Annotated in this window: 21 protein-coding genes and 2 tRNA genes; 15 read left to right on the top strand and 8 right to left on the bottom strand. The window is 43.6% G+C overall.

The genetic code is table 11. The annotated features are described in order from the left end of the window. Together D9X91_RS22445 and D9X91_RS22320 are read left to right on the top strand one after the other, a co-directional pair. A partial coding sequence (locus tag D9X91_RS22445) for a hypothetical protein (RefSeq protein WP_407644173.1) occupies positions 1–514 on the top strand: 514 nt, incomplete at its 5' end. Further along, positions 463–684: a hypothetical protein gene (locus tag D9X91_RS22320; protein WP_148709047.1), complete on the top strand. Its 222-nt coding sequence runs from the start codon at positions 463–465 to the stop codon at positions 682–684. The genes D9X91_RS22445 and D9X91_RS22320, both read left to right, overlap by 52 nt. Positions 685–704: 20 nt before the next feature. Here the strand turns inward: D9X91_RS22320 and D9X91_RS05035 are convergent, their stop codons facing one another. Beyond that, on the bottom strand, positions 705–1610 hold the full coding sequence (locus D9X91_RS05035; RefSeq protein WP_121679463.1) for a nuclease-related domain-containing protein: 906 nt from the start codon (positions 1608–1610) through the stop codon (positions 705–707). 508 nt (positions 1611–2118) lie between these two features. Here D9X91_RS05035 and D9X91_RS05025 point away from each other — a divergent pair. Together D9X91_RS05025 and D9X91_RS05020 are read left to right on the top strand one after the other, a co-directional pair. Continuing rightward, complete coding sequence (locus tag D9X91_RS05025; RefSeq protein ID WP_121679461.1) at positions 2119–2610, top strand: DUF6241 domain-containing protein; 492 nt, start codon at positions 2119–2121, stop codon at positions 2608–2610. Between the two features lie 128 nt (positions 2611–2738). Then, positions 2739–2812: transfer RNA gene (locus D9X91_RS05020), tRNA-Gly, on the top strand. Positions 2813–2898: 86 nt separating this feature from the next. On the opposite strand, the gene D9X91_RS05015 is transcribed toward D9X91_RS05020, so the two are convergent. Then, entirely contained in the window at positions 2899–3567 is a 669-nt protein-coding gene (locus tag D9X91_RS05015; protein WP_199738075.1) for a B3/B4 domain-containing protein, read from the bottom strand. 109 nt (positions 3568–3676) lie between these two features. Between D9X91_RS05015 and queG the strand changes: the two genes are divergently transcribed. The 5 genes from queG (at position 3677) to D9X91_RS04990 (ending at position 9523) form a co-directional block, all read left to right on the top strand. Next, positions 3677–4819 (top strand): tRNA epoxyqueuosine(34) reductase QueG, encoded by a 1143-nt coding sequence (queG, locus tag D9X91_RS05010; RefSeq protein ID WP_121679460.1) that lies wholly within the window; start codon positions 3677–3679, stop codon positions 4817–4819. Positions 4820–4890: 71 nt separating this feature from the next. Beyond that, a complete protein-coding gene (locus D9X91_RS05005; RefSeq protein ID WP_121679459.1) occupies positions 4891–5757 on the top strand; it encodes an amidase domain-containing protein in 867 nt (288 codons plus the stop codon). Between the two features lie 60 nt (positions 5758–5817). Beyond that, positions 5818–6291: a tRNA (uridine(34)/cytosine(34)/5-carboxymethylaminomethyluridine(34)-2'-O)-methyltransferase TrmL gene (gene trmL, locus D9X91_RS05000; protein WP_121679458.1), complete on the top strand. Its 474-nt coding sequence runs from the start codon at positions 5818–5820 to the stop codon at positions 6289–6291. A 110-nt stretch (positions 6292–6401) separates the two neighbouring features. Beyond that, entirely contained in the window at positions 6402–7151 is a 750-nt protein-coding gene (gene nfsA, locus D9X91_RS04995) for an oxygen-insensitive NADPH nitroreductase (RefSeq protein ID WP_121679457.1), read from the top strand. 476 nt (positions 7152–7627) lie between these two features. Further along, positions 7628–9523 carry a PrkA family serine protein kinase gene (locus tag D9X91_RS04990; RefSeq protein WP_121679456.1) on the top strand — a complete coding sequence of 632 codons (1896 nt, stop codon included), beginning with the start codon at positions 7628–7630 and terminating at the stop codon, positions 9521–9523. Between the two features lie 293 nt (positions 9524–9816). Here D9X91_RS04990 and D9X91_RS04985 read toward each other — a convergent pair whose 3' ends face one another. Continuing rightward, positions 9817–10281: a GNAT family N-acetyltransferase gene (locus D9X91_RS04985; RefSeq protein WP_121679455.1), complete on the bottom strand. Its 465-nt coding sequence runs from the start codon at positions 10279–10281 to the stop codon at positions 9817–9819. A gap of 77 nt (positions 10282–10358) precedes the next feature. Here D9X91_RS04985 and D9X91_RS22710 point away from each other — a divergent pair, with 77 nt between their 5' ends. Further along, positions 10359–10529 (top strand): hypothetical protein, encoded by a 171-nt coding sequence (locus D9X91_RS22710; protein WP_199738074.1) that lies wholly within the window; start codon positions 10359–10361, stop codon positions 10527–10529. 59 nt (positions 10530–10588) lie between these two features. Here the strand turns inward: D9X91_RS22710 and D9X91_RS04980 are convergent, their stop codons facing one another. Continuing rightward, positions 10589–11176, bottom strand: coding sequence for a GNAT family N-acetyltransferase (locus D9X91_RS04980; RefSeq protein ID WP_121679454.1), 588 nt, complete (start codon positions 11174–11176; stop codon positions 10589–10591). A 19-nt stretch (positions 11177–11195) separates the two neighbouring features. Continuing rightward, positions 11196–11651, bottom strand: a complete 456-nt coding sequence (locus D9X91_RS04975) for a GNAT family N-acetyltransferase (RefSeq protein ID WP_121679453.1) — start codon at positions 11649–11651, stop codon at positions 11196–11198. Positions 11652–11783: 132 nt separating this feature from the next. Here D9X91_RS04975 and pdxR point away from each other — a divergent pair, with 132 nt between their 5' ends. The 3 genes from pdxR to yhbH all read left to right on the top strand — a co-directional run bounded on the left by pdxR (position 11784) and on the right by yhbH (position 15044). Beyond that, positions 11784–13196: a MocR-like pyridoxine biosynthesis transcription factor PdxR gene (gene pdxR / locus D9X91_RS04970; protein WP_121679452.1), complete on the top strand. Its 1413-nt coding sequence runs from the start codon at positions 11784–11786 to the stop codon at positions 13194–13196. 44 nt (positions 13197–13240) lie between these two features. Beyond that, entirely contained in the window at positions 13241–13399 is a 159-nt protein-coding gene (locus D9X91_RS04965) for a hypothetical protein (protein WP_233569639.1), read from the top strand. Between the two features lie 478 nt (positions 13400–13877). Next, on the top strand, positions 13878–15044 hold the full coding sequence (yhbH, locus tag D9X91_RS04960) for a sporulation protein YhbH (RefSeq protein WP_121679451.1): 1167 nt from the start codon (positions 13878–13880) through the stop codon (positions 15042–15044). 98 nt (positions 15045–15142) lie between these two features. Here the strand turns inward: yhbH and D9X91_RS04955 are convergent, their stop codons facing one another. The 3 genes from D9X91_RS04955 to D9X91_RS04945 all read right to left on the bottom strand — a co-directional run bounded on the left by D9X91_RS04955 (position 15143) and on the right by D9X91_RS04945 (position 16630). Then, positions 15143–15850 carry an exonuclease domain-containing protein gene (locus tag D9X91_RS04955; RefSeq protein WP_121679450.1) on the bottom strand — a complete coding sequence of 236 codons (708 nt, stop codon included), beginning with the start codon at positions 15848–15850 and terminating at the stop codon, positions 15143–15145. A gap of 132 nt (positions 15851–15982) precedes the next feature. After that, a tRNA-Arg gene (locus D9X91_RS04950) sits at positions 15983–16056 on the bottom strand. A 127-nt stretch (positions 16057–16183) separates the two neighbouring features. After that, a complete protein-coding gene (locus tag D9X91_RS04945) occupies positions 16184–16630 on the bottom strand; it encodes a nucleoside 2-deoxyribosyltransferase (RefSeq protein ID WP_233569638.1) in 447 nt (148 codons plus the stop codon). 172 nt (positions 16631–16802) lie between these two features. Between D9X91_RS04945 and D9X91_RS04940 the strand changes: the two genes are divergently transcribed. Then, entirely contained in the window at positions 16803–17651 is an 849-nt protein-coding gene (locus tag D9X91_RS04940) for a patatin-like phospholipase family protein (protein WP_121679449.1), read from the top strand. A 125-nt stretch (positions 17652–17776) separates the two neighbouring features. Continuing rightward, entirely contained in the window at positions 17777–18352 is a 576-nt protein-coding gene (locus tag D9X91_RS04935) for a CBO0543 family protein (RefSeq protein WP_121679448.1), read from the top strand. Positions 18353–18809: the final 457 nt, after the last annotated feature.

Raw genomic sequence — 18809 nt, 5'->3', positions numbered from 1 at the left:
TCTGGTGCCCGTCAGCGAGCGGAATCCGGATAAAGGGAATCAGAAAGAGGATCTGATTCCCGTCAGCGAGAGGAATCTGGATAAAGGGAATCAGAACGGGAATCTGATGCCCGTCAGCGAGAGGAATCTGGATAAAGGGAAACAGAACGGGAATCTGATGCCCGTCAGTGGGCGAAATCGGAATGAAGGGAAACAGAACGGGAATCTGGTGCCCGTCAGCGAGTGTAATCGGAATAAAGGGCATCAGAAAGAGGATCTGATGCCCGTCAGCGAGAGGAATCTGGATATAGGGAATCAGAATGGGAATCTGATTCCCGTCAGCGAGAGGAATCGGAATAAAGGGAATCAGAATGGGAATCTGATGCCCTTCAGTGAACGGGATCTGAATAAAGGGAATCAGAAAGAGGATCTGATGCCCGTCAGCGAGTGTAATCGGAATAAAGGGAATCAGAATGGAATCTGGTGCCCGTCAGCGAGCGGAATCCGGATAAAGGGAATCAGAAAGAGGATCTGATTCCCGTAAGCGAGAGGAATCTGGATAAAGGGAATCAGAATGGGAATCTGATTCCCTTCAGTGAACGGGATCGGAATAAAGGGAATCAGATTGAGGATCTGATGCCCGTCAGCGAGCGGAATCCGGATAAAGGGAATCAGATAAAATATCACCCAGCTAAAATATTGTAATCACGGCGACCGATTTTACTTTATAAAAAATGAGATGCCCCAGAGTGACCTACCATGGTGAAGTTTTCTTTTAAAACTCGTCTAATAGATTTCTTTGACTTTATAACTTTACACCATTCGTGAATAATATTTGTTTCTAATTGTTTTGTTGGAAACAGAGTTTTAAATTCAGCTACTGTTCTTAAAATACCAGAAGTGATTGTTTCTTTTTCACCGCATTTCTGACATATTAAAAGGTTTCTATTATGTTGGGAAGTTAAAGAACTGCAAGTTTTGCAAAAAACACCTTTTTGGAGATCAGTATATTGATATGGAGGAATACGAGAAAATGGGGAGTAATTTAAATGTAGTGAAGAGATTTTTTGAGCTATATTTATCTGTTTATTTGTAGTAGGTATCGTATTTTCATTCAACTTTTTCATAAAGCGGTTGATTTGTGGTGGAAAGATAATGGGTGAATTCTGTATGGCATTGTATAAGTGAAATTCGGGGTTGACGAAAATGAGATAGGATTCGATGGGAAGGTTGATACCATTCTTTTGGAGCAAACTTCGCAGCAAAGATTCGCTCTTTCTTAGTTGATGTAAGGGATTTTTTATTTCTAAATTTGTGGATGAGTACCATCTCTCTCCTTCTAAGTAAAAGTCGCCTTCGTAATTTTTTATTTCAAATATAAGGAGTTTGTTCAGACCGAATAACAGTGAGTCAATTTGAAAGATTGAATTATTGTTTTCAAGGAGTAAATCATTTAGAATTAACCAATTTTGATTGACTCCCTTCATCCATTCATCAAAACTTATTTCACCTATAAATCCCTTTTCGAGGTTTAAGTAGTAACTCAATTCATTTGCCGATAATTTCAAGCGGTTATTTAAATATCTTAAAACTATTAGTTCTTCCGTTTCTACTCGTGGTTTTATAATCATAATTCAACTCCAATCATTTTACGTTAATTTTATGAAATTTTTCCCATATAGACAAGGGTAAAATACATAAATCGTTCACACCACCGTAACATCTCCTCCATTCCCTTCGCTTCCTTTAATAGTAAAATAAGCTGGAAATCAATTGTCATAAAGGGGAGTTTTTCATTATGCCTAATTGGCTCAATAATGTTTGTTATGTGTTCATCTTGATCATAAGCTTTGGGTGTGTCAGCCACGGACTGGAGTGGAAGAGAGCAGAAAAGGCTTAATTTACTCGATTGAAGGGAAGGTCTAATCACGCGATTTCCTGCAAGTTTTTCGTGAAAGTCCGTTGAAGCTCATGCATTTTCGAGTCGTCGCGGAGGTCCTCATTTAATTAAATAAATCATAAAATGTATGTCTGGTTCGTCTTTTAATAGACGGCCTTTTTTTGTTAGAAATTAATGGAATTATCTTCTGGTTTTGATATGATAGTAGAAATACATAGAAAATGGGGGATGGGGATTTAATGAAGCGTAAGTTTGTGCTGATTGGATTGATGATCCTCTTGGGGGTTGGAGCATTTTTGGGTTATTATTTGGTGATCCGCGGCAGTACCGAGCCTCAAGTTGATACGCGGGATGAGGCGGGGGCACAGACGAACCGGGTTGAAGGTGTAAAGGATGAGGTCGATTTGGATTCACGGTCCAAAGAGGGTGAGGTCCTGGATATCATGAATCAGATGACGCATCAGAAGATCAAGGCAAGTGATAAATGGGGTGCGGTCGAGATGACGGATGAGCATATCCAGCAAGTGAAGGAAGTAGTTGAAAAGAGTGATTTCAAGCATAGGGATCTCTTGCTGTCTATTCTTAACAAATGGAGCGCAGGGGATTTTTCAACAGTGGATGAGGATCACAATAAGGTTTGGCTTCTCCAGCATGGAAATATAGGGAGAGCTTACGGGATTTTGTCCAAAGAGCAGGAGCAGCAGTTCATTGAAAATAATTTTGAAAAATAATGATGCTTCAGGTAGGAATCCGTCATCATGAAAGGAAATGTCGGATTCCGTCGACTTTTTTCGAAATATGGGTTGCATTTTGTAAAGAATATTACTATAATAAAAAACGTGTTAAAGAAACGTTAAATGCGGGTGTAGTTTAGTGGTAAAACCTCAGCCTTCCAAGCTGATGATGAGGGTTCGATTCCCTTCACCCGCTCCATACATATGTGAACTAACGCAGTGTTTCGTTTGAACCCAAAACGAAGCATTGCGTTTTATTTGTTTTGGCGGGCAAGCCCTGGACTGCTAGCAGCCTAGGACTTGAAAATTTGCTTCCCCGCCGTTGATCTGGGTGAACATGTTCATGAGTGATTCTGTCAGTGCATTGCATTCATCCAATGGCAGTGAAGGCCGCAAATAAATGATTTGCAGGGCGCTAGTTGTGCCTGGGATCACGTTTGCTTTGGTCGAGTCGACAAATGGGCTTCCGAACCCGCCATTGTCATCAGCTGAAATGATCAAATTTTCCAAGGAGTTGCTTCTGCCATTCAATCCTTCATATTCCTCTCCCGATGCGCCGATGCGAATTACGATGTCGCCGGATAGTTTGTCCAGATCATAGAGGCCAATCGGGACTTCATACTGCAGGGAGAAAAAATTGTTCAAATCGATTGCCGAGTTGATCGGCTGCAGGTAGTTCTGCTTTTTGATCCTTCTGAACAGCGCCTCTGCTGCATGGCGGTAGCGGTTCGGGTCTTTGCCGACTGCTTTGAAGATTTGCCGCCATTCTTGGATGCCGGGGCGTTCAGTGACGGACTGATCCTCCAGGTCAAAGTAAATCGACTCTTGAAATAGCTGGAGCCTGCCCCGGAGCATCTGCGGGGAGTCGCCGACTTCAATCCCTTTATAATGAATGATGCCAGCTTTAAATCCGGGTATCGCAGCGCACAAGGATGAATCTAGTTTGATTTCCAACCATTCCACCTCCAAAATTTGATAAAAATAGTTTATCATAGAGAACAGTCGGAAATCATTTTTTATATATAAATGTTCAATTAATAGTGAAGAAAGGAGGGGTCCATCCATGGATTTCAAAAAACTGAAAGAAGAGATCATTCAATACAGCCGAAGGATCGGCATTGATAAGATAGGTTTTACGACTGCGTCCACATTTGATGAAATGAAAAATCGGTTGGTGCGCCAGGAATCGCTCGGCTATCAATCGGGTTTCGAGGAAAAGGATATCGAAAAAAGGGTGGATCCTTCCTTGATTTTTGATGAACCGCGATCGATCATTTCCATTGCCCTTGCCTATCCGTCGAAAATGAAGGATGCCCCTCAAAGCAAGAAAGGGGAGCGGCGCGGGATTTTTTGCCGGGCTTCTTGGGGGACGGACTATCATGATCTTTTAAAAGAAAAGCTTTCTTTATTAGAGGATTATATAAAAGAGAAGGTTCCAGAGGCCATGTTCAAGTCGATGGTCGATACGGGCGAATTGGTCGACCGTGCTGTCGCCGAACGGGCAGGCATCGGCTGGAGCGGAAAAAATTGTGCGATCATTACACCTGAATTCGGATCGTATGTCTACTTAGGGGAAATGATCACCAACCTTCCATTTGAACCGGACAAGCCGATGGAGGATCAATGCGGGACGTGCAACAAGTGCGTCGATGTATGTCCTACAGGGGCATTGGTGGAAGGCGGGCAGCTGGATGCCCAGCGCTGTATTGCCTTTTTGACCCAGACAAAAGGATTCCTGCCGGATCAGTTCCGGACGAAAATCGGCAACCGTCTATATGGCTGTGACACGTGCCAAACGGTTTGTCCCGAGAATAAAGGGAAGGACTTTCATCTTCATGAGCGGATGGAGCCGGATCCCGAAATTGCCAAGCCTCTGCTTAAGCCGCTTCTTTCAATCAGCAACAAGGAGTTCAAACAGAATTACGGCCATGTATCCGGATCGTGGAGAGGGAAAAAGCCGATTCAGCGAAATGCGCTGCTTGCTTTGGCTCATTTTAAAGATGAAACCGCCATTCCTGATATCATCTCGGTGATGGAAAGGGATGTCCGTCCTGTCATACGAGGGACGGCTGCTTGGGCATTGGGAAGGATCGGCGGCGAGGATGCGATTGAAGCGCTGAAGAAGGCTCGGAATAAGGAAGAAGATCAAGAAGTCATCGAGGAAATCGAAAAAGGATTATCCTTTTTTACAGAGGGCCGATCGTGATATGCGATCGGTTTTTTTAGTTTTGCAACCACGCCTTCCATCATATGTATTAATGAAGGAGGGCGATCGTGATGAAAGATCAAATACAAAGGCTGCTGCAGGACCGGGTCAACCAAAGCATAAAGGAATTGAATGAATCCTCCTGTCCAAAGGTGGAGAGAAAAAAGGAATCATTGGAGAGACGGCAGGCGGAAATCATCAAGACGTCTGCAACCGGCAGGATCAGGCTGATGGAAGAGGAAGGGGAAAATACCTTCATATATTATGACGTTCATATGCAATATCTGCTCAAGCAGCGGGGGCTTATTTATATAGAAGAAGAAGTGGAGCATCGCCGGTCAGCCTTTTATCAAAATGTTTTGATTGGGGATGATGAGCAGCCGATTCCTGTGCAGCAGAATGCTGATATTTATCCAAGCATGGAGGATGAAGTAGAATATCGGAGTGCCTATCAATACGATCGTCTGAAAGCGGCGCAGTATGCTGAGCGTTGGTGGAACAGCTATAATCCTGCCTTTAAAACATTTGAGGTCGACTGCACCAATTTCATTTCCCAATGCCTCCATGCCGGAGGGGCACCGATGCGCGGCTATCCAGGAAGGGGAAGCGGCTGGTGGATGCAGAACAATAATTGGAGCTACAGCTGGACAGTGGCCAATTCGCTGAAGTGGTACCTTTCCTCGAGTAGGAGCGGACTTCGGGCAAGGCAGGTGAATGATCCTCAAGAACTGAAGATTGGGGACGTAATTTGCTATGACTTTCAGGGTGACGGACGCTTTGATCATAATACGATCGTCACCGGGAAGGATGCAGACGGTATGCCCCTTGTGAATGCACATACGTACAACAGTCGGATGAGATACTGGGCCTACGAGGATTCCAGTGCTTACACTCCGAATATTAAGTACCGATTTTTTACCATCGTGGATGATCAGTAGAAAAACTTGTCCTGGATTGGTATAATGTCAGGTAGAGTTTATTGATGAGGTGAAAGACAAATGGGTATACATGTTGTACTATATCAACCAGAAATTCCTGCAAATACAGGTAATATCGCACGTACATGTGCGGCTACCGATACAACGCTCCATTTGATCCGTCCGCTTGGTTTTTCAACGGATGATAAAATGCTTAAGCGTGCGGGCTTGGATTATTGGCAATTCGTGAATATCGTCTACCATGATTCCTTGGAAGACTTCTTTAAGGCAAATGAAGGCGGCGAATTCTTCTACTTGACGAAATTCGGCTCAAAGCCACATACTACGTTTGACTACAGTCAGCTTGAAAAGGATTATTTCTTTATTTTTGGTAAAGAAACGACAGGCCTTCCGAAAGACTTATTGGCTGAAAATAAGGATCGTGCCCTGCGCATCCCGATGAATGACAACGTCCGGTCGCTCAATCTATCGAACACAGCGGCCATCCTTGTGTATGAGGCGCTTCGCCAGCAGGATTATCCTACATTGAAATAAAGGAATTTTAGAACGGCCTTCCCGGAAAAACCGAGGAGGCCGTTTTATTTTTAAACATCAAAGTTTGGTGGTACACTATTCGAAAAAAGACATGGAAGGATCGATACATAATGAATACAACAATTGAAACGCTCCTGGCCCATCATTCAGTTAGGAAATTCAAGGATCAACCATTGACGAGGGAACAGGTGGAGACGATCATCAAAAGCGCCCAAGCAGCATCGACTTCAAGTTATATCCAGGCATATACAATCATCGGTGTGACCGATCCAGTGAAAAAAGAAAAACTGGCCGAGCTTGCGGGGAACCAATCTTATGTAGTACATAACGGCCATTTTCTTGTGTTTTGCGCAGATCTTCATCGCCACGAGCTGCTTGCGGAAAAACATCAGGCGGATATCGCAGATTCCATTGAGAGCACCGAGAAATTCATGGTATCACTTATCGACGCTGCCTTGGCTGCCCAAAATGCAGCGGTCGCAGCGGAGTCGATGGGATTGGGGATATGCTATATCGGCGGCATCCGCAACGACTTGAATGGAGTCCAGGAATTACTGAACACGCCATCAAGGGTCATTCCACTGTTTGGCATGGCAATCGGGTATCCTGATCAGGATACCGATGTGAAGCCGAGATTGCCGCTTGAGCATATTTATCATGAAAACACATATGAGCAAGATGAAGAAAAATATATGAAGCAAATGACCGACTATGATGAGGTCATCTCCAAATACTACCACAAGCGTACCGGGGGCCTGAGAACTGATACTTGGACCGGTCAAATGGCCAAAATGCTCTCTGCGAAAAGAAGGATGTATATGAAAGATTTCGTACAGGGGAAAGGATTCGACTTAAAATAACTTAAGAAAATTATTAAAATGAAAAAAAGTCAAAAATGACAAAAGGGATCGAGAGTATATTCTCTCGGTCCCTTTTGTCTAAATCCGGCTTTGAGTGTGAATCGCGGTATATCTGCCATTCGCCTCTGAACCAGCCGATTTCGCTATTCTATTTGTGTACACCTGGCTTATCATTGTATCCCGCAGTGAAGATCGCGGATAAGAATGCAACAATCACGCAGCAGATAATGAACGTGTTCATGGATGCAGCGCCTCCTTTTCAATAGTCCAAGTATGCCCAATCTATTCCTTATTATAGCCCATTTTTGGGGGAGTGTGAACGCATTCATTCATTATTTTCTGGAAAAATCATGTTTTTTATGAATCGTTTGGACATCCCACATTTCGAAACTGCCTCCGTTAATTATTCATGTTTGTCGGGACAGGAGCATAGAGTATATTAATCGTCTCTCAACAAGCGACAGGGGGAGGTCCTTATGGATATTTTAAAAAAGCTGGAGTACTACCGAGAAGAAGAAGAAAAGTTAAAATGGGAAGGAACATTTGCAGCCTACTTAGAGATGGTTAAAGAGAAGCCATGGGTGGCGCAGTCGGCACATTCAAGGGTTTACAATATGATCAAAGACGCCGGTGTGGAAGAGGTAAATGGAAAGAGACGGTATAATTTTTTTAATTCACAGTTATTCGGACTTGAAGAAGCATTGGAAAAACTTGTTGAGGAATATTTCCATCCTGCTGCCAAACGATTGGATGTCCGCAAGCGTATTTTGTTATTAATGGGACCTGTAAGTGGAGGGAAGTCGACTCTTGTAGCCATGTTGAAAAGAGGGTTGGAGGCATACGCAAGATCGGACAGAGGCTCTGTTTTTGCCATAAAAGGATGTCCGATGCATGAAGATCCGCTGCATTTGATCCCGCACCATCTCCGCGATGAATTTTATGAAGAATATGGAATCCGCGTGGAAGGTAATCTATCCCCGTTGAACATGATGAGGCTTGAGCAGGAGTACAGCGGGCGAATTGAAGATGTATTGGTGGAACGAATCTTTTTCTCTGAAGATAAACGGGTGGGGATTGGCACATTCAGTCCATCAGATCCGAAGTCGCAGGATATTGCCGATTTGACGGGAAGCATCGATTTCTCGACTATTGCTGAATTCGGTTCTGAATCAGATCCGCGCGCCTACCGGTTCGATGGTGAATTAAATAAAGCCAATCGAGGCTTGATGGAATTCCAGGAAATGCTGAAATGCGATGAGAAATTCTTATGGCACTTGCTTTCGCTGACACAGGAAGGAAATTTCAAAGCAGGCAGATTCGCACTCATTTCTGCCGATGAAATGATCGTTGCCCATACGAATGAAACAGAGTATCGTTCCTTCATTTCGAATAAAAAGAATGAAGCGCTCCATTCCAGGATCATCGTCATGCCGGTTCCATATAATCTAAAGGTATCACAGGAAGAAAAGATCTATGAAAAAATGATCAATGAATCAGACGTGGCGGATGTCCATATTGCACCGCATACACTGAAGGTTGCGGCGATGTTTTCCATCATGACCCGCCTGAAAGATCCGAAGCGCGGAGACATCGATTTGATCAAGAAAATGCGCCTCTATGATGGTGAAAGTGTGGAAGGGTTCAACTCGGCTGATGTTGATGAGCTGAAAAAGGAATACCAGGACGAAGGAATGAGTGGAATCGACCCGCGGTATGTCATCAATAGGATTTCGTCCACAATCATTCGCAAGGAAATTTCGTCGATCAATGCCTTGGATGTCCTCCGCTCCTTGAAGGAGGGACTGGATCAGCATCCATCGATCACGCAGGAGCTGAGGGAAAAATACTTGAATTACATCTCATTGGCAAGGAAGGAATATGATGACATCGCCAAGAAGGAAGTTCAAAAAGCATTTGTCTACTCTTATGAGGAGTCTGCGAAAACGCTTATGGATAACTACCTCGATAACGTGGAAGCTTATTGCAATAAGGCGAAGCTTCGCGACCAATTGACTGGTGAGGAAATCAATCCGGATGAAAAATTAATGAGGTCGATCGAAGAGCAAATTGGCATTTCCGAAAATGCGAAAAAGGCATTCCGCGAAGAAATTTTGATTCGGATCTCTGCCTATGCGCGTAAAGGGAAGCGATTTGACTACAACTCGCATGACCGCCTGAGAGAAGCCATTCAGAAGAAGTTGTTTGCTGACTTGAAAGACGTCGTCAAAATTACAACTTCCACAAAAACACCTGATGAGCAGCAGCTCAAGAAAATCAATGAAGTCGTTGCCCGCTTGATCGATGAGCACGGATACAACTCTTCATCTGCCAACGAATTGCTTCGCTACGTCGGAAGCTTGCTGAATCGTTAGAAAGAAAGCTGGATTATGGGGAGAATGGGCTTCTGATGAGGGAAAAGTTTTGGATTGAACGGTAAAAATAATAAAAAAGCTTGGATCTGGCGCCGATCCAAGCTTTTTTTAATGGTTTCCAGAGGGACTGCTGGTGAAAGGCGGGGCTTCCGGAAAGGATATCTGCGAAATCCAGGAATTATCTGCGAAAATCTCAATTTATCAGCGAAATTAAAGCATATATCTGCGAAAATCACGATATATCAATTATTCGACAAAACCTTTTGCGTTGCATCCGGCGAAGAATCTGCACCTTATCTGGTATTTTCCTTCACAAAAGAGCTGATCATCAAACCTGGGACGACTTCAAATTGTCGATCTTCATAAAATCCATGCTTTGCGTACAACCTTTTGGCAGGCTCGTTTGCGGCACCGGTGGTTACCTGCCACTTCGTACAAAAGGACGTTTCTTTAAAAAATTCTTCTAATAGTTTTCCCGCAATTCCTTTCCTATGGGCATCCGGGTGGACCATCATCCGGCAGATGGTCGCCGATTCGTCCTCTTCCAATTCAAAGGAGAGAGCTCCCGCGATCCATTTGCCATCCACGATGAATCCGAAGAATATTTCATCGAGCGCCATGATGTCATTCACGGTTTCCACCAAGGGAGGCAAATCGGAAAAGTCGATCAGCCTTGCTTCCACTTGATAGGCAGCCTGCTGCAGTTCTCGAATTTGTTCTGCTGTCTTTTGATTTTTTATATCCAAACGTTTGATCATGTCCCATCTTCCCCCAAGTTTATTTATGTTTTATTCTCTCCCAAAAAGGGTATCCTTTCAATCAAGAGGTGGGGCAAATGAATAATGAAAAGAAAAATTCAAAAAAACCCGAAGAAAAAAATGGATCAATGGCAAGCAGTATGAAGGAAGTCAAGCAGTTGGGAAGGCAGATGGAAAAGCACCGTACGAATGAAGAAGTGAAAGAAAAGGGGAAGCAGCCCGATCCCGTCCAATATGATGATAAATAAGTCTAAGTAAAAAGGAGTCTTAGTCGGCGGACAAAAGCCGACCGACAGACTCCTTATTTTTATGCCTTCTTCAAGTAATGGATCAATCTTTCCTTCACTCCCGGCCATTCCGGTTTGATCACGCTGAACATGACCGTGTCGCGGATGTAGCCATCCTCCAATACGCGGTGCATCCTCATCGTTCCTTCTTCCTTGGCGCCGAGTCTTAAAATTGCCGTCCTAGAGCGGTTGTTCCTTGAGTCAGTTTTTAGCATGACGCGATTAAGGCCGAGTGTTTCAAAGCAGTACTCCATCAACAATAATTTACATTCCGTATTGACCGCTGACCGCCACACAGACGGATTGAGCCACGTCCAGCCTATCTCGAGATTTTTGTTCGGAAGCGAGATGTCCAGAAATCTTGTACTGCCGATAATCCGGTCATGTTCCTTGCTTTTGATTACAAAAGGGTATTCCACCCCGGTTTCCCTGTTGCTCATAGCTTGCGTCACAAGCATCTTCATTTTATCTTTGTTTGCTGCCTTTGTCGGCATATACGTCCATATTTGTTCATCCAATCCCGCTTGAACCAAATTCTCCAAATATTCATATTCCATCGGCAGCAGTTCGACATACTGGCCCTCCAACACAATGCGTTCATTCTTCATGTCGTTCCATTCCCCTTTCCTAAAGATCGATTTCATAATGAATCCAGCAATCGTTCACGTTTTGTCCGCCCATTTTTTCGTATAGCGACTGAGCCCTTTTGTTATCGAGCGCCGTTTGCCAAGTCATCGAGGCACAGTCAGCTTCATGTGCACGATGCCTGGATTGTCGGAATAATGCTTCGCCGGCGCCGCATCCTCTATGTTTTGCAGAAACAAATAAATCATTGAGGATAGCCATCTTTTTCACGCGGGTCGTGCTGAACGTATAGTACAGGGTGGCAAATCCAATCAGGGAATCGCCATCAATCGCGACAAATTGCTCGCCGATTGATGGATTCGATTGCATAGCTAAAATAAGTTTATTAAGTTCATTTTCGTCGGGTTTTGGTCGTTTGTAAAAATCGACAATGTATTGCAGCATGAGCTCTTTCAATGGCATCAAATCTTCTACAGCTGCTTTTCTGATCATCACCATTTATTGATTCACTCCTTTTGTCCTTTTCGAAATCCATTGAAATCGATATATTTAAGATGACAGAATACATTTATCATAAAAAAAGGTGAAAGCTTTTGGGAGAGACAGATTGGAAAAAAGAGGAGAGGTCAGATGGAGAAAACAATTATGCTCCCGCCGATCATTTTCAAGGAAGGGCAAGCGCTTTATGATCAACTTTATACACACATTCGCGACGAAATCACATCCGGCAGCATCCCACCAGGATCAAAGCTGCCTTCGATCAGAAAGCTATCGACACAGCTGAATATCAGTAAGACGACGGTTGAACATGCATATGGCCAGCTTCTTGCTGAGGGGTACACCGTCAGCAGGGAGAAGAGCGGGATTTATGTTGAAAAGATCGATACGAGCTTTTTCCGTGGAATTCAACATGAAGACGATGCGGGTTCGCCAATCGCGCCGCCTGATACAGGCGTGAAATATGATTTCCACTACAGTCGGATCAACCATGATTCCTTCCCGTTGAAGGATTTTGAAAGAGCGCAAAAATGGGCATTTTCACAGTTTGAGCATTTTCAATATGGCGACCACTTTGGTTATGCTCCGTTAAGGAGGATGCTGAGTGTATACCTTCGCAACACGAGAGGGGTCCAATCGAATCCAGAGCAAATCATCATCGGTTCCGGTACGAGGTATTTGATCAGCTTGCTTGTCCATTTGCTTGATTTGACGACAGAGGAGGTAGGATACGAAAATCCTGGATTTGACGGTGTTCGTGAATACCTCAAATGGGCTGGGGTACCAATCGCGCCAATCCAGGTGGATGAAGATGGAATTTCATTGGAGAAACTGACTCATATTAATCCAAAAGTGGTCTACACCACACCGGCGCACCAATTTCCCACAGGTGCCATCATGCCGATCAAAAGAAGGGTAGAGCTGCTGCAGTGGGCAAATGAGCAGTCTGCTTATATATTTGAGGATGACTTCGATGGGGAATTCAGGTATTCGGGACGGCCCATCCCCAGTCTGCAAAGCCTGGACAAACAGGAGAGGGTCATTTATTTAGGGAGCTTCTCCAAAGCACTTACACCAGCACTTCGCATTTCTTTCATGGTCCTGCCCCCACACTTATTGAAGAGGCTGCAGCGCAATGAACGGTCAATTGGACAAACGAGTTCGACCATCATGCAGGCTGCACTATACCATTTTATTAACGAAGGGTTTTGGCACCGGCATTTGAACAGAGTACGGAATGAATATGTAAAGAGGTATTACCTGCTTCATACGGAACTACAGCGAGGATTTCCAGAGAACTCAAAGGTCATCGCAACGGACGCGGGCTTCCATATGCTGTTGAAGCTGCCTGGGATGAATGAAGATCAAATAGTTGATCATGCGTTAAAAAGAGGCGTAAAGGTCTACCCGACCGCCGCGTATTGGGAAGGAAATGAAAAAGCTCCACGCGACACAATACTCCTTGGATTCGGGGGACTGAACGAACGCGACTTAAGTGCCGGGATTGCTATTCTTCGGGATGTGGTAAAAGAATTGAAAGCATGAAGGGGATTCACAGAGCGCATACTGATGTATGAGGTGATGACATCATGATGAAAAAGAAGCCGGCTCCTGCATCAAGCATCGTGAACGGCAATATGACGAACAATTTCGAGGACGTTATCTGGCTTGGAAAACAAATGGAGAAGCTGAGATCGGAAGAAGAGTTGGAGATATATGGGGAGGAGGCAGATCCCCAGCAGTTTTAATTATGGATGATGAAAATAAGCTGGTTACAGAATGGCAAATGGAATTGCGAGGATGCGGTCTCGATTCTATTTGTCATTTTTTTAATCGAGCTTACACTACTGGAATTTATTGATGCATAGACATAACTAGTGAAGTAAGGGTGATGCTTTTTCATTAAAATGGGTATGAGTCTTTTTCTTTATTATAGGAAATTTTGAGATTCTCACCAAATTTTTTTGTCATACAACAACAACTTTTCACGAAAAAAGCTTGTCATATTCTGGAGTAAATTTAGGCTTGTCCACACCGTAGGTTTTTGTCTTATTGTCGCAATAATTAGTAAATTATTTGGTTTTGGTGCATAGGATAGAGTAATCAACCTTTAACAGGATGAAGAGGCAAGACGCTTTTTTATTTTGACAGTCAAGACAGTATATGTTGATGAGGATGCCATTGTGACAATTTAGGATATGAAACTTCATAAGGAGGGGAATGAGAATGTCTCAAACGGATAATCAGCAGTATGTTATTTCGCAAGAAGATTGGTCCCTCCATCGTAAAGGGCATGATGATCAGCAGCGACACCAGGAAAAAGTGCAGGAAGCCATCAAGAAGAATCTTCCGGATTTAATAACAGAAGAAAGCATCATTATGTCCAATGGCCAAGATGTGGTCAAAATTCCAATACGATCATTAGACGAATATAAAATTCGATACAACTATGATAAGAATAAACACGTCGGCCAAGGCGACGGAGACAGCCAAGTGGGGGACGTCATCGCACGCGATGGTACACCTCAAAAGGGTCCCGGTAAAGGTCAAGGAGCGGGAGATCAGCCAGGTGAAGATTATTATGAAGCCGAAATTTCCATGCTGGAGTTGGAGGAAGCGCTGTTCAGTCAATTGGAGCTCCCGAACCTGAAAAGGAAGGAACAAGATGAAATTACTGTCGAGGACATCGAATTTAATGATATTAGAAAAACTGGTTTGATGGGGAACATCGATAAGAAACGAACGATGATGACGGCCTTCAAACGGAATGCCATCAGCGGGGAGCCGAAGTTCCATCCGATCTTTCCGGAGGATTTGAAATTCAGGACGTGGAATGAAATCAGGAAGCCTGAATCCAGGGCGGTCGTATTGGCGATGATGGATACGAGCGGATCGATGGGACTGTGGGAAAAGTATATGGCACGAAGCTTTTTCTTCTGGATGACTCGATTCCTGCGGACGAAATATGAAACCGTCGAAATCGAATTTATCGCCCATCATACGGAAGCAAAGGTTGTGTCGGAGGAAGACTTTTTCTCCAAAGGAGAGAGTGGCGGGACCATTTGTTCATCCGCCTACCGAAAAGCACTGGAATTGATTGATGAGAAGTACAATCCAACCCGTTTTAATATTTATCCTTTCCATTTTTCAGACGGAGATAATTTAACATCGGATAATGTCCGCTGCGTCAAGCTGGTCGAAGAGCTCATGAAAGTGTCCAACATGTTTGGCTATGGGGAAGTCAATCAGTACAACCGGCACTCGACCTTGATGTCAGCATACAAGAACATTAAAGACGAAAACTTCCGCTATTACATCTTGAAGCAAAAGGCGGATGTATTCCATTCGATGAAGAGTTTTTTCAAGCAGGAAGAAGAAAAGCAATACGCGTAGTCCCTGCCGGGCGGTGATTTTCATCGCCCGGTCTTTTATTTGTATCTTGGTTCTGAAATGAAAAACCGGCCAAACGAAATGGGCCGGGAAGGAAATGTTTATGAATCAACATTCTTTTTTGTTTGATAGCGGAATGGCGCTTTTTTTTCACGGGAGGCAGCCATCTCCTGCTCGGCCATTTTCCGGGCACGGCGGTAGGAATATTTGCTCGTTTGACCAGAAGGTCCGGTTTTCATGGAAGCTGGCAGAGCCATCGGCTTCCTGCTGGTCATTTCTTTCAAGTATGTATGTCCTGCTGAATTGGTTTTGAGCATGAGTTCCAGTGTGGAACGGGTGTCGCTATTGGCTCGATGGGCTTGATCGTTTAAAATGCCGTGGCCGTCGAGCAGGGTTCCAAGCTTCATGTTCGGGAATCCATGGTTTTTCCATTTTACGTGGCGCATGGAGCAATGCCATTTTCGATGGACCAATTCAGGCATGACCTTGATGATAAAGCTTCTATCGAATGAAGCGTTGTGAGCGAAGAAGTATTCAACATCTGAACAGAAATCTAAGATTTCCCCCAGATCCAGGGATGCGCCTTTCACCATTTCATTCGTGATGCCGGTCAATCTCGTAATCTGTGAAGAGATGGAAGAAGACGGCTCATTGAACGTGGAATATTCATCAAGCGTCTCGATGAATCGGCCTGTTTTTTGGTCAAAGGAAAACTTGATCATAAACAATTCGATGATTTCATTTGTATGCGGGCTCAAGCCGGTGGTTTCGACATCAAGGACAATTCCGATCTTTTCGTTTTGCGCCATGGTTCACACTCCTATTCGAATAACAAAGCCAAGCGGCAATGAGAGTAAAAAAATACACGCTATCATAAGCGTGGTCGATTTAATCTTGTAGGATATGAAAAAAATGATATTGTGAAAAATGATTATAAAAAACGTCCCAGGCGAGATTCGAACTCACGACCTACAGCTTAGGAGGCTGTCGCTCTATCCTGCTGAGCTACTGGGACACATTTAATAATTATAGAGGGAATGTACGCTCTGGTCAAGAATAATATTTTAAGTGGTATCCAATATCTGGATGGTGCTGTCACCCTCCGTCAACGGAGGGTGACAGGCACCATCCAGAAAATCCCATCAAACCATCGGTCCTTCATAGGGGATGGCGGGCATTTGGTGGAAGTTGTATGTGGCCATGTCTTCGACGTGCTTGAAGAAGGCGTGCAAGCTTTCTACGAGCATTAAGTTGGGAGGGAAATCCTTTTCTTCAATCAGGATGATCGGTTTTTGCATGGCATAGGCATAGCCGACTTCGAATGCAGTGCCGCTGTCCATGCAGTCCCCGGTGAAATCCCGGATTGTTACAACAACGTCAGCCCTGCGAAGGAATTTTAAGTCCTGCTCAAATGTTGTTTTCCTCCAAATATGCGAGCCAAAAGGAAGCTGCTCATTTTGGTGGAATCGAGCGGAATAAATATCGATGACATACGGATTTTTGGCAAGTGCGGTCTCCAGCCTATGTACTCGATCAATCTGTTCATCGGAGAAAAATGGTGCGGCAATGAATACACGGACAATTTTCAAATGAATGACCACCTTTCCGAAGAAGAAGTTATTGTTAGTTTATGGGGAGACAAAGGTAATTTAGACTTTATATTATTCTCGTTTAAAGAATCTGTAAAATATATGACGCTTTAACTGAACAAAGGTTATAATACAGGCTATCAGATAATATTCTTTACTGGGAGGCGGGGATATGAAAATAGGGATTGCCTTTTCAGGGGGCGGCATCAGGGGCGCCGCGCATCTAGGGATTGCACAGGCTTTATATGAAAACAATATTAAACCTTCCATTTACACTGGTACAAGCTCAGGGGCGATTGCGGCCACCTTGCTGGCTCTGGGATATAGTCCGGGAAAGGCTTTGGATAAATTCAAAAAAGTTAAGAGTGTCATTGATATCGCCTATTGGCACATCATAAAAGGGATCTTTACAAGCGATAAGATAAAAGGGATTGCCAAAGGGAATCGGCTGCATAAAATTTTGGACGATGTTTTTGATGGAAAGAGCTTTTGTAACTGTGAGGATACACTGGCAATCGTTGCAACGGCGATTGTGAATGGGGAACAGTCGGTCTTTTCGAATTCATCGGTTATGTATCCAGACAAAATCAACGATGATCACTTTCAATGGCACCCACTCGCTGAAAAGGATCTAAGTGATATTGTCCGTGCATCCTGCTCGCTGCCAGGTGTCTATTTGCCCTATACATATGAGGATTATGAATATGTCGATGGCGGGATAACGAACAACCTTCCGAGTGACATCGCCTATTCGCTCGGAGCAGAAAGGGTAATTGCCATCGACCTGGGGTATTCAGGGAAAACCCGTAAAGTGGGCGGTATTCAGGAAATTCTTTCTCAAAGCATTTACATCATGGTTGAAAGCATCATCGATGACCATGACTATAGTCATGGCGTTTACTTGAATCCAGAAATATTCGATATTGGCTCTTTAGAAATATCCAAAGTCAACGAATGCTTTGAAAGAGGCTACGAATACGCAATCAAGAACATGGGAAGAATCATGAAAGCATTGATATAATTAATTTGGAATAAAATGGATGGTGCCTGTCACCATCCATTTTTTGTTTGAATTCGCTGCAATTCGTTAAGGATAGTAGATAGTGGGGATTGAACTGATGAATTTCCGTTATTGGGGGAATAGAGTTGAACAGTAAGTATGATCAATTGGTACAGCATCGCATTATCCAGACCTATAAAGAGATGCATCAATGGTATGAAGATACATTTTTAAGCTGGGAATGGTGGCTGCTTGTCATATTGTTTTTGGGATCTTGGGTGGTTTTTATCAAGCTCGTCCATAAAGAAAAGCTCCATTTTCTTTTGTTGGTAGGGCTGCTGTGGATAATCATTTCATCAAACCTCGATAGTATCGGCTACGACCTGGGTCTTTGGGGATACCCGAAACAGCTTATACCGCTGCTGCCAAAGGCATATTTATTTGACTATGCGATTATTCCAGTCATTTATATGCTGATGTATCAATACTTTCCAAAGGGAAGAGCTTTTTTCATAGCCAATCTGCTAGTGGCTGCCAGTGCTGCTTTCATTGGGGAGCCGGTTTTCCATTGGCTCGGTATTTACAAAACTTTTCATTGGAGCTCCTTTTACTCATTTCCCATCTACTTTGTTATTGGATATATAGTGAAGATCATAGTCGAAAAGGTGAAAAAGACTTCCAAAATCAATAGAATACAGGACAGCCACCGCCATCAAAACTAGAGTTCTTACGGAAAAAATGAAAAATAAGTTTCAAGTCATTACGACATTACGACAAAGAAGGTACATGATTGGATGAGTATGAACACGTCGATCCAGGCAAAAATCATGATAAAACCTACTCCACCAGCTATCATGCAAGCTGAAACCTATCAATATAAAGTTGACCCCAGCAGTCTCGGCAGTCATTATATAGAAAAATTTCGTGACTGTCGGGGTGGTACCGATGGCAGAAGCAGCCTTCACTTACAGCTTCATTAATTGTATTGCCATACGGTATTCCTCCCTTCAAAGTGGATTCCTAGTATTTTATGAAAGTAAATAGAAGTGAAATGGACAAACGTGCAGGGGGCGATGTGTCGAATAATATTATTCGACAACAAGCAAGCTCTACTATTTCTATCATTTTCAACTTTGGTAGAAAGGAGAGAAGAGTCGTTAGGGGGGTACGATGATAGAT

The sequence above is a fragment of the Falsibacillus albus genome (assembly GCF_003668575.1).
Taxonomy (GTDB): domain Bacteria; phylum Bacillota; class Bacilli; order Bacillales; family DSM-25281; genus Falsibacillus; species Falsibacillus albus.
This window is presented reverse-complemented; position numbering and strand designations above follow the sequence as displayed.